The 14,177-nt window shown below is 74.6% G+C and carries 10 protein-coding genes; 4 read left to right on the plus strand and 6 right to left on the minus strand.

The annotated features are described in order from the left end of the window. Window positions 1-46 precede the first annotated feature (46 nt). Complete coding sequence (locus ACIRBY_RS29075; RefSeq protein ID WP_403905961.1) at window positions 47-970, minus strand: EamA family transporter; 924 nt, start codon at window positions 968-970, stop codon at window positions 47-49. A gap of 104 nt (window positions 971-1,074) precedes the next feature. Between ACIRBY_RS29075 and ACIRBY_RS29080 the strand changes: the two genes are divergently transcribed. Next, window positions 1,075-2,034: a LysR substrate-binding domain-containing protein gene (locus tag ACIRBY_RS29080; protein WP_403905963.1), complete on the plus strand. Its 960-nt coding sequence runs from the start codon at window positions 1,075-1,077 to the stop codon at window positions 2,032-2,034. Window positions 2,035-2,089: 55 nt separating this feature from the next. Continuing rightward, entirely contained in the window at window positions 2,090-3,853 is a 1,764-nt protein-coding gene (locus ACIRBY_RS29085) for a glycoside hydrolase family 3 protein (protein ID WP_403906266.1), read from the plus strand. 31 nt (window positions 3,854-3,884) lie between these two features. Here ACIRBY_RS29085 and ACIRBY_RS29090 read toward each other — a convergent pair whose 3' ends face one another. Together ACIRBY_RS29090 and ACIRBY_RS29095 are read right to left on the minus strand one after the other, a co-directional pair. After that, a complete protein-coding gene (locus ACIRBY_RS29090; RefSeq protein WP_403905965.1) occupies window positions 3,885-5,357 on the minus strand; it encodes an aminopeptidase in 1,473 nt (490 codons plus the stop codon). 86 nt (window positions 5,358-5,443) lie between these two features. Next, window positions 5,444-5,812 carry a hypothetical protein gene (locus ACIRBY_RS29095; protein ID WP_403905967.1) on the minus strand — a complete coding sequence of 123 codons (369 nt, stop codon included), beginning with the start codon at window positions 5,810-5,812 and terminating at the stop codon, window positions 5,444-5,446. 159 nt (window positions 5,813-5,971) lie between these two features. Here ACIRBY_RS29095 and ACIRBY_RS29100 point away from each other — a divergent pair, with 159 nt between their 5' ends. Then, window positions 5,972-6,526: an EF-hand domain-containing protein gene (locus ACIRBY_RS29100; RefSeq protein ID WP_403905969.1), complete on the plus strand. Its 555-nt coding sequence runs from the start codon at window positions 5,972-5,974 to the stop codon at window positions 6,524-6,526. A 29-nt stretch (window positions 6,527-6,555) separates the two neighbouring features. Here ACIRBY_RS29100 and ACIRBY_RS29105 read toward each other — a convergent pair whose 3' ends face one another. The 3 genes from ACIRBY_RS29105 to speB form a co-directional block, all read right to left on the minus strand. Further along, window positions 6,556-10,344 carry an ABC transporter ATP-binding protein gene (locus ACIRBY_RS29105; RefSeq protein ID WP_403905971.1) on the minus strand — a complete coding sequence of 1,263 codons (3,789 nt, stop codon included), beginning with the start codon at window positions 10,342-10,344 and terminating at the stop codon, window positions 6,556-6,558. A 130-nt stretch (window positions 10,345-10,474) separates the two neighbouring features. Further along, window positions 10,475-12,163 carry a thiamine pyrophosphate-binding protein gene (locus ACIRBY_RS29110; protein ID WP_403905974.1) on the minus strand — a complete coding sequence of 563 codons (1,689 nt, stop codon included), beginning with the start codon at window positions 12,161-12,163 and terminating at the stop codon, window positions 10,475-10,477. A 57-nt stretch (window positions 12,164-12,220) separates the two neighbouring features. Beyond that, entirely contained in the window at window positions 12,221-13,189 is a 969-nt protein-coding gene (gene speB, locus ACIRBY_RS29115; RefSeq protein WP_362057965.1) for an agmatinase, read from the minus strand. A gap of 128 nt (window positions 13,190-13,317) precedes the next feature. Between speB and ACIRBY_RS29120 the strand changes: the two genes are divergently transcribed. Next, window positions 13,318-14,177, plus strand: an 860-nt coding sequence (locus ACIRBY_RS29120) for a PucR family transcriptional regulator ligand-binding domain-containing protein (protein ID WP_403905978.1), incomplete at its 3' end; no start/stop codon positions are given.

The following is a 14,177-nucleotide window of genomic DNA, read 5'->3' on the forward strand; positions in this document are numbered from 1 at the left end:
GGCGGCCGCCGTCACCGGAGCGGGCCGGCCGCCGCCGGGTCCGCCCTCAGCGGGCGGGGCCGGCGGCGGCCGCCCCCGCGCGGGCAGCGCCGACGGCCGCCGCACCCCGCTTCCCTCCCGCCGGCGCCAGCGAGGTCAGCCCCACGCCGCCGACCAGCAGCACGGCCGCCAGCCAGCGCAGCCCCGAGACGGACTCCCCGAGCACCAGCGCGGCCGAGGACATCCCGAACACCGGTACCAGCAGGGAGAACGGCGCCACGGCGGAGGCCGGGTAGCGGCGCAGCAGGTATCCCCAGGCGCCGAAGCCGAACACCGTGGACACCCAGGCGACGTAGCCGATGACGGCCGCCCCGGACCAGTCCAGGGCCCGCAGCGCGGCCAGGTCCCGCTCGGGCCCCTCCGTCAGCAGCGACAGCACGAGCAGCGGCACCACCGGGACCGTGCACACCCACACCATGAAGTTCAGCGCGTCGGGCGGCGCGGCCTTGCGGGTGAGCACGTTGGACACGCCCCAGCAGGCGGCGGCCGCCACGACCAGCGTGAACCCGGTCGCCGGGCCGGACAGGCCCCGCTCCACGGCGGCGACGGCGATCCCGGCCAGCGCCACGGCCATGCCCAGCATCCGCACCCGCCCGGGCCGCTCGCGCAGCACGGCGGCGGCGAGGACGGCGGTGAACACGGCCTGGATCTGGAGCACCAGCGAGGACAGCCCGGCCGGCATCCCGGCGGCCATGCCGGTGAACAGCAGACCGAACTTGGCGATGCCCAGGGCCGCGCCGACCCCCACGATCCACTTCCAGGCGACCTTGGGCCGCCCCACGAAGAACACGGCGGGCAGCGCGGCGACGAGGAAGCGCAGGGCGGACAGCAGCAGCGGCGGGAAGTGGCCGAGCCCGATCTGGATGACGACGAAGTTGAACCCCCAGACGGCGGCGACGAGTACGGCGAGAGCGGTGTGTACGGGACGCATGCTCCGAGCATCGGGGCCCCGACGATGTAGCACCAGCGCGGATCTCTTCCGCTACGGATGAAGCACTGCTTACGGTTCCCGTCCCGCGTCCCTACGATGGGCGGATGCTCGACCTGCCCCGGCTGCGCGCCCTGCACGCCGTCTCCGTCCACGGCTCCGTCGCCGCCGCGGCCGCCGCCCTCGGCTACACCCCCTCCGCCGTCTCGCAGCAGATCGGCAAGCTGGAGCGGGAGACCCGCACCACCCTGCTGGAGCGGCGCGGGCGCGGGGTGGCCCTCACCGAGGAGGCCCGCCACCTGGCCGAGACGGCACGGGAGTTGCTGGCCATCGTCGAGCGGGCCGAGACCACCCTGGAGGAGCGGCGCGGCCGGCCCGGCGGGCTGCTGACGGTGGCCGCCTTCGCCTCGGCGGCGCGCGGGCTGCTGCCGGGGGTCCTGGCCGACCTCGCCGCCCGCCATCCGGCGCTGGACGTGCGCCTCACGGAGGTGGACCCGCACCTCTCGGTGGACCTGGTGGCCCGGGGCGTCACCGACCTGGCGGTGGCCCACGACTGGGACATCGCCCCGCTGCCCGCGCCCGAGGGCGTGGAGCACGCGCTGATCGGCGACGACCGCTGCGACCTGGTGGTCCCCGCGGGCCACCCCTTCACCGCCCGGCGCCAGCTCCGCAGGGCGGACCTGGGCGGTCAGCGGTGGGTCTGCCAGCCGCCGGGGCGGGTCTGCCACGACTGGCTGATGCGGACCCTGCGCACGGCCGGGTTCGAGCCGGACGTGGCGCACATGGCCGAGGAGAACCACACGATCGTCGCGCTGGTCGCGGCCGGGCTCGGGATCGCCATCGTGCCCCGGCTGGGCACGGGCCCGCTGCCTCCCGGCGCGGTGGCCGTCCCCCTGGAGCCGGTCCCCGTACGCCGGTTGTACGCCCTGTGGCGGACGGGCGCCTCCCGCCGGCCGGCGATCACCGAGACCGTGCGCACCCTCCGGGAGCACTGGCCGGCCGTGTCCGGCCTGCTTCCGGGGGACGCCGCGGGTGTCCCGGGGACGCGGGGCGCGGTCCGGGAGTAGGGTCCCGGGGGTGCCGTACCACGCCTCCCGCCGGTCCCTGCTCGCCGCCGCGGCCATGGCCGCCGCCACGGCCGCCGGCGCCGCCTCCTCCGCCGTGGGCCCCCGCCGCACCCCCGACGACCCCCGCCCGCCCGAAAGCCCTCCGGGCGGCCGCCCGGACCGGGAGCGGCTGCGCGCCCTGGTGGCCTCGATGGGGCTGCCCGAGCTGGTGGGGCAGTTGTTCGTGTCCCGGGTCTACGGGCACTCGGCGACCGATCCCGACCCGGCGGACGCGGAGCTGAACCGGGCCCAGTTCGGGGTGCGGACCGCCGCCGAACTGGTGGCCCGCTACCACCTGGGCGGCGTCGTCTACTTCGCCTGGGCGCACAACACCCGCTCCCCGCGGCAGATCGCCGCCCTGTCCAACGGCCTCCAGCGGGCCGCGGCCGGCTCCGGGGCCGGGGTCCCGCTGCTGCTCTCCGTCGACCAGGAGCACGGCGCGGTCGCCCGGATCGGCCGCCCCGCGACCCTGTTCCCCGGGGCGATGGCGCTCGGCGCGGGCGGCTCCCCCGCCGACGCCCGCCGGGCGGCCCGGGTGGCGGGGGCCGAGCTGGCCGCGCTGGGCATCCGGCAGGACTACGCGCCGGTCGCCGACGTGAACGTGAACCCGGCCAACCCGGTGATCGGCGTCCGGTCCTTCGGCTCCGACCCGCGCGCGGTGGCGGAGCTGGCGGCCGCCCAGGTGCGCGGCTACCAGGGGGCGGGGGTGGCCGCGACGGCGAAGCACTTCCCGGGGCACGGGGACACCGAGACCGACAGCCACGTCGGGCTGCCGGTGGTGCGGCACAGCCGCGCCCAGTGGGAGGAGCTGGACGAGCCCCCGTTCCGGGCGGCGGTCCGGGCCGGCGCGGACGTGGTGATGACGGCGCACATCGTCTTCCCCGCGCTCGATCCCTCGGGGGACCCTGCGACCCTCTCGCGGCCGATCGTGACCGGCATCCTGCGCGAACGCCTGGGCTTCCGGGGGGTGGTGGTGACCGACGCCCTCGACATGGCCGGGGTCCGCCAGAAGTACGGGGACGACCGGGTACCGGTCCTGGCCCTCAAGGCGGGCTGCGACCAGCTGCTGAACGCGCCCGACCTGGGGCTGGCGTACCGCAGCGTGCTGGCGGCGGTCGGGTCGGGCGAGCTGACGCGGGAGCGGGTCGAGGAGTCGGTGCTGCGGATCCTGGAGGTCAAGGCCCGCCGGGGCCTGTTCGACGACCCGTACGCCGACGAGGAGCGGGTGGACGCGGCGGTGGGCACCGAGGAGCACCTGGCGGCCGCCGACTTGGTCGCGGCCGGGACGACCACCCTGCTGGCCAACCCGCGCGGGCTGCTCCCCCTGGACGCGTCGGCCGGTCCCCGGCTGCTGGTGACCGGCGCCGACCCGGCCTCCCCCACGGGGACGACGGGACCGCCCACGGCGGTCCTGGCGCGGGAGCTGACGGCCCTGGGCTGCCGGGCGCAGGCGCTGGCCCCGGAGCGGGCCGCGGCGGCCGCACCGGGCAACGCGGCGGTGCTGGTGTGCACGTACAACGTCCCCGAGGGGGCCGGTCCGCAGCGGACGCTGGTGGCGGACCTGATCGCGACGGGCGTCCCGGTGGTGCTGGTGGCGATCCGCAACCCGTACGACCCGGCGCGGCTGCCGGACTGTGCGGCGGAGGTGGCCACGTACGGCTGGACGGACGTGGAACTGCGGGCCGCGGCCCGGGTGCTGGCGGGGGCGCGGCGGCCGGCCGGCCGCCTGCCGGTGCCCGTCCCGGGCCGCTACCCGCTGGGCCACGGGCTGGCGTACTGACGTACCCCGGCCCGCGGCCCGGTGGGGACCGCTACGGCCGCAGGGAGTCGCGGCGCAGGTCGGTCTGGTCGAGCTGCGGGTCGGGCTTGGCCAGGGGGGCCGCCTGCGGTGCGGCCTTCCGGGTGCTGAACGCGTTCGCGGCGGGGGCCACTCCGGCCCACTGGAGGATCCGCGCGGTGGCCAGGGCCTTCTCTCCGTCCTGGAGCTTGGAGACGTTGGCCCCGTGGTTGGCGCCCGGAGCGATCATCACGTAGCTGTCGGTCGCCCCGTACCCGACGTGGAAGGGCTCGGCGCCCCACGGGTCGTTCTGCCCGTACACGAACAGCATCTGGTGGGCGTTGTTCCGCACCCAGTTGTCCACGTCCGCCATGGCCCCCGGCTGGAAGGTCATGGGGATGTCGCGGGGCACGAAGTCGCGCGGCGGCTGGTAGCCGTAGCGGCTCAGGCCCTTGAGCCAGGGCTGCTTGATGTCGGGCGAACCGAGCTGGGTGCCGGCCTGGTAGTAGTACGGCGTGTACGTCTCCAGGCCCTGGTCGGTGTAGGCCGAGAAGCCGGAGATGGTGTCGACGCTGTCCCAGATCTGCTGGTCGGACGCGGTCTTGGCGTCCGGCAGGGTGCCGCAGTCGGAGAGCAGGCTGTACTGCCAGAAGGCCCAGGTGTAGTCGAGGACGACGGCCTCGAAGGCCTTGTCCAGGCTGCCGATGGTGTTGAAGGTCCAGCCGTTGGCGGCTGCGGCCTCCTCGTACTTGGCCTCCAGCGGCTCGCGGCGGACCAGGGCCTCGCGCTGGACGGCCGCCAGCTTGTCGCGGCACTCCTTGGTGCCGACCTTGGTGAAGAACCGGTCGTAGGCCGAGTCCTCCTTGTTGACCACGTCGTTGGGCGCGACGTAGGCGACGACGCCGTCCATGTCGCGGGGGTAGAAGCGCTCGAAGTACGTCGCCGTCATCCCGCCCTTGCTGGCTCCGGTGGCCAGCCAGTTCTTGGTGTAGATCTTCTTCAGGGCGGTGAAGATGCGGTGCTGGTCGCTGGCGGCCTGCCAGATGTCCAGCTTCGACCAGTCCGCCGGATCGGGGCGGGACGGGTTGAAGAACCGATACTCCATGGACACCTGGTTGCCGTCGACTATGGTCGTCGGCTCGGCGCGGCGCGGGTTCGTGTTGACGTTGTAGCCGGAGGTGTAGAACACGGTCGGCCGGGACTCGTCCTTGTGCAGCAGGGTGATGCGCTGCTTGAAGGTGCCCTTCGACGGCTGCCGGTGGTCGATCGGCTGCTCGTAGTCCAGCACGAAGAACCGGTAGCCCGGGTAGGGCTTCTCCTCGATCAGGCTCATGCCCGGGACGGCGAGGATCCGGTCCTTGATGTCCGCGGTGGCGCCCTGCCCGGCGGTGGTCGGCGCGGCGGCGGACGGCTCGGCGGCGGTGGCCGCCTGCGCCGTGAGACCGGCCGAGCCGAAGGTGCCGATGAGCACCGCGAGCGGCAGCAGCCGGCCAAGGGTCTTGCGCATGCACTCTCCCCATTCAGTCCACTGGTGGTCGCCGTGAACCTAGCGGGATCAACACGCCTGTGAACAGTACCGGTTGGGCCGCTGCGTCAGCACAGGATCCAGCCGGACTCCACCGATCCGGCCGCCACGGCCCCCTTCACGTACACGCACCGGCTGATCGCACCGACGGTGACGGGGCCCGCATAGCGGGTGAACTGCCCCGCGTCGCCCACGGGGACCCCGCCGCGCGGCTGGACGCTCACCGCGAGGTAGCGGCGCTCCCCGGGATGCAGGGCGACGGTCACCGCGCAGACCTGCGTCCGGCTCTTGTACACGCGCACCTCGGCGTCCGGCAGCGGCAGCGTCCTGACCAGATCGCCCGCGCAGCCACCGGTGGCGGCCGCCGCCTGGGGGGCCGCCGCGAACACCCCGCCGACGGCCAGCCAGAGCGCCGCCCCGGCCGTGGCGAGGGACACGCCCCGCCCCCGCGCCTTCCACCCCTGAGACACCCTGACCCCCCGATCCGCCGTACGCAATCCGCACTGACGTACGTACGACGCGCTGGGCCGCCGGAAGGTTGCACTACTCTGGGCGATCGACCGCATGCCCACCGTCACCGTGAAAGGCGTCCGCCCATGACGACCGACCTGCTCGACCGGAAGCTGGAGCGCGCGTTCGCGCACCTGGACGCCGACGGCAACGGCGTGATCGACGAGAAGGACATGATCGCGCTCGGCTCCCGGCTGCTGACGGCGCTGGCCGAGCCCGCCGACTCCCCCAGGGCGGCCGAGGTGTTCCGCGGGCTCACCGACTTCTGGGTGGACCTCTTCAACGAGCTGGGCGCGGGCGGGGACCAGAAGCTGACGCCGGCGCAGTACCGGGACGGGATGACCCGCCTCTACAAGGACGGCGGCCCGGCGTACGAGAAGTCCTTCCGGCCGATGATGAAGGCGATCCTCACCGTCGTCGACACCAACGGGGACGGCCACATCAGCCCCGAGGAGTTCCACAAGGCCCAGCTGGCCTTCGACACCCGGCTGGAGCCCGCCGACGCGGACGCCCTCTTCGAGCGGATCGACAAGAACCACGACGGGTACCTGTCGCTCGACGAGCTCCTCGACGCGGTGCGCGAGTACTACACGGGTGAGGACGAGGACGCCCCGGGCAACCTGCTCTTCGGCGAGCTCTGATACCCGGGGCGTACTGCTGTCGGGCTCCGCTACGCGGCCGCCGCCGGCTCGTCCTCGCCGACGAAGGTCCGCCACAGCACGGCGTAGCGGCCTCCCCGGGCGAGCAGTTCGGCGTGGCTGCCGTCCTCGACGACCCGGCCGCGCTCCATGACCACCACCCGGTCGGCGCGGGCGGCGGTGGTCAGCCGGTGGGCCACCACCAGGGTCGTGCGCTTGCCCGCGAGCCGGTCGGTGGCCTGGTTGACCTGCGCCTCGGTGGCCAGGTCGAGGGCGGCGGTGGCCTCGTCGAGCAGCAGCACGTCCGGGTCGACGAGCTCGGCGCGGGCCAGTGCGATCAGCTGGCGCTGGCCCGCGGAGAGGTTGCGGCCGCGCTCGGTGACGGTGTGCAGGTAGCCGCCGTCGAGGGTGGCGACCATGTCGTGGGCGCCGACCGCGCGGGCGGCCGCCTCCACCTCGGCGTCGCTCGCCCCCGGCCGCCCGTAGGCGATGGCGTCGCGGACCGTCCCCGGGAAGAGGTACGACTCCTGCGGGACGACCCCCAGCCGGTGGCGGTACGCCGTCAGGTCCAGGTCCCGCAGGTCGGTGCCGTCGGCGGTGACCCGGCCGGAGGTCGGGTCGTAGAACCGGGCCACCATCTTGACCAGGGTGGACTTCCCGGCGCCGGTCTCGCCGACGAAGGCGACGGTCTGCCCGGCCGGTATCCGCAGGTTGATGCCGCCCAGCGCCTCGCCGTTCTCGCCGCGCTCCTCGGCGGTGGCGTACGCGAAGCGGACGTCCTCGAAGACGATCTCGCCGTGCAGGGCGTGCACCTCGCGGGGCGCGGCCGGGGGCGGGGTGGTGGTGGGCTCGCGCAGCAGGTCCTGGATGCGGCCGAGGGAGACGGTGGCCTGCTGGTAGCCGTCGAAGACCTGGGAGAGCTGCTGGACCGGGGCGAAGAACAGGTCGATGTAGAGCAGGTACGCCACCAGCGCGCCGGTGGTGAGGGTGGCGGCCTCCACCCGGCCCGCGCCGACGATCAGCACGGCCGCCGCCGCGCCCGAGGACAGCAGCTGGACGAAGGGGAAGTAGACGGATATCAGCCACTGGCCCCGCACCCGGGCCTGGCGGTAGGAGTCGCTGCGCTCGGCGAAGCGCTCGGCGCCGGAGTGCTGGCGGCGGAAGGCCTGGACCAGGCGCAGCCCGGCCACCGACTCCTGGAGGTCGGCGTTGACCAGGCTGACCCGGTCGCGGGCGAGCTCGTACGCGGCGACCGACTTGCGGCGGAAGACGATCGTGGCGAGGACCAGCACCGGCAGGGTGGCGAAGACGATCAGCGCGAGTTCGAGGTCGAGGACGAGCAGGGCGATCAGGATGCCGAAGAAGGTCAGGACGGAGACGACGGCGGTGACCAGCCCGGTCTGCAGGAAGCTGGACAGGGAGTCCACGTCGGTGGTCATCCGGGTCATGATCTTGCCGGTGAGCTCGCGCTCGTAGTAGTCCAGGCCCAGCCGCTGGAGCTGGGCGAAGATCTTGACGCGCAGGGCGTAGAGGACGCGCTCGCCGGTGCGCCCGGTCATCCGGGTCTCGGCGAACTGCGCGGCCCACTGGGCGATGACGACGACCAGGGCGAGGCCCGCGGCGGCCCAGACCGCTCCCAGGGCTGCCTTCTCCACGCCCTGGTCGATGCCGTGCCGGATCAGGACCGGCAGCAGCAGGCCGGCGCCGGCATCGAGGGCGACGAGGGCGAGGCTGACGGCGAGCGGGGCCCAGAAGCCGTGGAGCAGCCGGCGCAGGCCGTAGCTCTCCTCGGCGGCGGCGGCCCGGTCCTCGTCCACCTCCGGCCGGTCGTCGGCCGGCGGCAGGGCGGCGACCTGCGCGAGCAGTTCGGGGGTGGCCCCGGGCATCCCGGGTGCCGTGCCGGGTTCGCCCGTCTCCTCCTCGCGGCGCCACAGCTCGGGGGTGACCCCGTCGGCGACGCGCCGCTTGGCGTTCACCGGCTCGGAGTCGATCTCGGCCTCCAGCTCGATGTCCCGTTCGAGGTCTCCCTCGATGTCCCGTTCGAACTCGGCCATGGAGGGGGCGTCGGGGATGCGCGGGGAGCCGGCGCCGAGGGCCTCGGGGTCGGTCAGCAGGCGGCGGTAGAGCGCGGAGCGGACCTCCAGCTCCTCGTGCGTGCCGATGTCGGCGAGCCGGCCGCCGTCGAGGACGGCGATCCGGTCGGCGAGGGCGAGGGTGGAGCGGCGGTGGGCGATCAGCAGGGTGGTGCGGCCGGCCATGACGGCGCGCAGCGCCTCGTGGATCTCGTGCTCGACGCGGGCGTCGACGGCGGAGGTGGCGTCGTCGAGGAGGAGGAGCCGGGGGTCGGTCAGCAGGGCGCGGGCGAGCGCGATGCGCTGGCGCTGTCCGCCGGAGAGGGTCAGGCCCTGTTCGCCGACCTTGGTGTCGTAGCCGGCCGGCAGCGCCTGGACGAACGTTTCCGCTTGGGCCGCTCGGGCGGCCGCGCGTATCTCCTCGTCGGTGGCGCCGGGACGCCCGTAGGCGATGTTGGCCCGGATGGTGTCGGAGAAGAGGAAGGAGTCCTCGGGCACGAGCCCGATGGCGGCGCGCAGGGAGTCGTAGGTCAGCTCGCGCACGTCGTGGCCGCCGACGCGGACGGTGCCGCGGTCGGCGTCGTAGAAGCGCGGCAGGAGGAGCGAGACGGTGGACTTGCCGGAGCCGGACGCCCCGACGACGGCGACGGTCTCGCCCTCGTCGAGGGTGAGCGAGAAGCCGTCGAGGACGGGTCGCTCGGGGTCGTAGCCGAAGCGGACGTCCTCGAACTCGACGGTGGCGGGCGCGTCGGCGGGCAGCTCCCGCGTCCCCTCGCGGATCACCGGCTCGGTGTCGATGAGCTCGAAGACCCGTTCCACGCCGGCCCGGGCCTGCTGGCCGACGGTGAGCACCATGGCGAGCATGCGGACGGGGCCGACGAGCTGGGCGAGGTAGGTGGAGAAGGCGACGAAGGTGCCGAGGGTGATGTGCCCGTTGGTGGCCAGCCAGCCGCCGAGGGCCAGCATGGCGACCTGGCCGAGCGCGGGGACGGCCTGGAGGGCGGGGGTGTAGCGGGAGTTCAGCCGGATGGCGCGCATCCGCCCGCCGAAGAGCCGGCGGCCGGCCGCGCGGAGCTTGCCGGTCTCCTGCTCCTCCTGCCCGAAGCCCTTGACCACGCGCACCCCGGTCACGGCCCCGTCGACGACGGTGGCGACGGCGGCGGCCTGGCCCTGGGCGTACCAGGTGGCGGGGAAGAGCTTCTTGCGGCTGCGCTTGGCGATGAACCACAGCGCGGGAGCCATCAGCAGCGCGACCACCGTCAGCAGCGGCGACAGCCACACCATGACGGCCAGGGATATCCCGAAGAGCAGGAAGTTGCCGATGGTCATGGGCAGCATGAACAGCAGGCCCTGGATCAGCTGGAGGTCGCTGGTGGCCCGGCCGACGACCTGCCCGGTCGACAGCTCGTCCTGCCGCCGCCCGTCGAGGCGGGCGATGGTGTCGTACATGTCGGTGCGCAGGTCGTGCTGCACGTCGAGGGCGAGGCGGCCGCCGTAGTACCGGCGCACGTAGGTGGCCGCGTAGACCAGCAGGGCGGCGCCGACGAGCAGGCCCGCCCAGGGCCCCATCCGCCGGGTCCCGTCCCCGATGACGTCGTCGATGATGACCCGGGTGACGAGCGGTACGAGCGCCATGACGGCCATGCCGGCCAGCGACGAGCCGAGCGCCAGCAGCACGTTGAGCCTGTACCGCCAGGTGTAGGCGGCCAGCCGCCTGCCCCAGCCCTGTTTCTCCCCAGCCGCCGTCACGTGGGTGCCTCCCCGTAGGTCCTGTCCTGCCGCCACCCCCAACGCTCCGACCGGCGGATTTCATCCCGCCGCAACAATTCGAACATGCGCGTACGGCGCCTCCGGCGCACGCGGGGAGCACCCGTACGGGTCAGCCCAGGTGCGTCGGGGCGAACATCCTCGGGGCGGCCGGGAGGACCAGGACCGAGGGGCCGGGGGTGGCGAGGGAGGCGGCGAGGTCCTCGCGGAGGGTGGCCGGGGTGGTGGTGGCGGCCGGGACGCCGAAGGACCGTGCCAGGGCGGCGAAGTCGGGGCGGGTGAGTTCGGTGCCGGTGGTGCGGCCGTCGAAGGCGTCCGTCATGTACTCGCGCAGGATGCCGTAGCCGCCGTCGTCCACGATCAGCCAGGTGACGTCCAGGTCGTACTGCCGCGCGGTGGCGAGCTCGGCGACGGAGTACATCGCGCCGCCGTCGCCGGAGACCGCGAGGACCGGGGTGCCGGGCTCCGCGACCGCCGCGCCGAGGGCCGCCGGGAAGGCGTAGCCGAGGCCGCCCGCGCCCTGGGCCGAGTGCATGGTGTTGGGGTGCTTGGCGTCGAAGGCCGACCAGGCCCAGTAGGACAGGATCGTCATGTCCCAGAAGGACGGGGAGCGGGCCGGCAGGGCGGACCTGATCGAGGCCAGGAGCTCCTGTTCGAGGCCGAGGTCCTGGGCGGCGAGGCGGGCGGCGATGTCGGCGAGGACCGCGCGGACCCGGGCGGGGGCGTCCGCGTCCTCGCGGGGCTCCACCGTCTCCAGGAGGGCCTGGAGGGCCAGGCGTGCGTCCGCGTGGATGCCGAGCGCCGGGTGGTTGGACTCCAGCTTCCCGAGGTCGGCCTCGATCTGGACGACCCGGCCCGTGGGGAAGAAGGTGTGGTAGTTCGAGGACAGCTCGCCCAGGCCGGAGCCGACGACGAGGAGGACGTCCGCGTCCTCCAGGAAGTCCGTCATGTGGCGGTCCTCCAGCCAGGACTGGAGGGAGAGCGGGTGGGTCCAGGGGAAGGCGCCCTTGCCGCCGAAGGTGGTGACGACGGGGGCGTCCAGCCGCTCGGCGAGCTGCCTGAGCTTGCCCGCCGCGTCGGCGCGGATCACGCCGCCGCCCGCGATGATCACCGGACGGGAGGCCCGGGACAGCCAGTGCGCCGCCAGCGCGGTCAGCTCCGGGCGCGGGGCGAGCTCGTGCGGGCTCGCGTCCATGCCCGTGACCTGCGGGACCACCGTCTCCGCGCGGAGCACGTCCTCGGGGATCTCCACCCAGACGGGGCCGTGCGGTGCGGTGAGGGCCGACTCCCAGGCCTCGGCGACGACCGAGGGGATCTGGGAGGGGGTGCGGGCGGTGTGGACCGACTTCACCACGTCCCGGAAGGACGCGGACTGCTCGCGGAGCTCGTGCAGGTGGCCGCGCCGGCCCCCGCCCAGGCCCGGGGACGGGACCTGGGAGGAGATGGCGAGGACGGGCGCGGAGGCGGCCGCCGCCTCGGCGAGGGCCGGCAGGGACATGAGCGCCCCGGGGCCCGTGGAGAGCAGCAGCGGGACCGCCTCGCCGGTGAGGCGGCCGTAGGCGTCGGCGGCGAACCCCGCGTTGTTCTCCGTCCGCAGGCCGACCAGTCGCAGGTCGGAGCGGCCGACGGCGTCGAAGAGGGCCAGCGCGTGCTGCCCCGGCAGACCGAAGACGGTCGTCGCGCCGAGGCCGCGCAGCGTCTCCACGACCAGGTCCCCGCCCGTGCGGCCCGGCGGCGGGGCCAGGGCGGCCGCCGTCTGGGCCTCGGTGGGGCGGAGAACCAGGTCGTGGTCGTGCGTCACGTGCTTGCGTGCCCTTCGTGCCGTCGCGCTGCGCTGCCGGGGCCGCCGTGCCTCGCGCTACTTCGCCTTGGAGGCGGCGATCTGGCGGCTCATGATCGTGGTGAGCTCGTACGCGGTGTGCGAGGCCGCGACCGAGGTGATCTCGGCGTGATCGTACGCCGGGGCGACCTCCACCACGTCGGCGGAAACGAGGTTGCAGGACGACAGGCCGCGGATGATCTCCAGCAGCTCGCGGGAGGTCATGCCGCCCGCCTCCGGCGTGCCGGTGCCGGGCGCGTGCGCCGGGTCCAGGACGTCGATGTCGATGGAGATGTACAGCGGGCGGTCGCCGATGCGCTGGCGCAGCTGGTCGGCGATCTCGTCGGCGCCGCGGCGGTAGACGTCGGCGGAGGTCACGATGCCGAAGCCCATCTTGGCGTCGTCGTCCAGGTCCTGCTTGCCGTACAGCGGGCCGCGGGTACCGACGTGGGAGAGGGCCTCGGTGTCGAGGATGCCCTCCTCGACGGCGCGGCGGAACGGCGTGCCGTGGGTGTACTCGGCGCCGAAGTAGGTGTCCCAGGTGTCCAGGTGGGCGTCGAAGTGCAGCAGGGCGACCGGGCCGTGCTTCTTCGCGACCGAGCGCAGCAGGGGCAGGGCGATGGTGTGGTCGCCGCCGAGGGTCATCAGGCGGGAGCCGTTGCCGAGGAGCTCGTCGGCGGCGGCCTCGACCGTCTCGACGGCCTCGTTGATGTTGAAGGGGTTCACCGCGATGTCACCGGCGTCGGCGACCTGCGCGAGGGCGAACGGGGAGGCGTCCTGCGCCGGGTTGTAGGGGCGCAGCAGGCGCGAGGCCTCGCGGATGGCGTTGCCGCCGAAGCGGGCGCCGGGGCGGTAGGAGACACCGGAGTCGAAGGGCACGCCGACGACGGCGACGTCGGCGGAGCCGACCTCGTCGAGGCGGGGCAGGCGGGCGAAGGTCGCCGGACCGGCGTAGCGCGGGATGCGGGAGGAGTCGACGGGGCCGCGCGGCGTCTGCTCGGTGCTCATGGGGGGTGCCCTTCTGGTGGTCCTGCGGTGGTCCTGCTGTGTGCGGTCCTTCGAGCGTAAGCGTGCCGCGCGGGGGCGGGGAGGGTACGTTTCATCCATCTGGCTGCGCTGAAATGTACGGAGTATCCATGGCCGACCTCCCGGTCCCCCCGCATCCCGGCACCGGGCCCCGGGCGGCGCCGTCGGCCCCCGCCGGGGAGCCGATGACGCCGCCCGTGGGGCTGGCGGGGCTGCTCGGGGAGCGGGGGCTCGGGCTGCGGCACCTCGCGGGCCCGGCGGTGGCGGAGGTGCACGGGGTGCACGCCTCCGAGATGGCGGACCCGTCCCCGTACCTGCTGGGCGGCGAGCTGCTGCTGACGGCCGGGGCCGCGCTGACGGAGGCCGGGGCCGCCGGCTACGTGGACCGACTCGCCCGCGCCGGGGCCGCCGCGCTCGGCTTCGGCGTGACCCCGGTGCACGAGGTGGTGCCGCCGGGTCTGGCCGAGGCGTGCGAGCGGTACGGGCTGCCGCTCGTCGAGGTCCCGCCGGGGACCCCGTTCACGGCCGTCGCCCGCAGCGTCGGGCGCCTGATGGCGGAGGCCCGCACCCGTGAGCTCCGCCGCGTCACCGAGGCCCAGCAGTCCCTGGCGGCGGCCGCCGCCCGCCCGGACCCGGTCCCGGCGGTCCTGTCCCGCCTGGCGGCGGGCCTGGGGGGCTGGGCGGCGCTGTGGGAGCCGGTGCCGCAGGGTGCGGCGGGGCCGGGGGCCGCGACCGGAGGCGACCGGCCCGGCCCGGCGATGCCGGACCCCACCCCTACGAGCACGACCCCCGACCCGCCCTTCGCGCCCGGGCGGGCGGAGAGGCCCCGAGGTGCCGGCGTTGCCACGGCCGCCGGTACGCGCACGGCCGCGGGGGCCGCGGGCACGACCGCCGGGGCGGGCACGGCCACGGGCCGAGGCGCGCCCGGCGGTACTGGTTCAGGGGCTGGCGCGGGGGCCGGGGCGGGCAT

Origin of the sequence: Streptomyces sp. NPDC096136 (assembly GCF_044763325.1) — a bacterium.
Classification (GTDB): Bacteria; Actinomycetota; Actinomycetes; order Streptomycetales; family Streptomycetaceae; genus Streptomyces.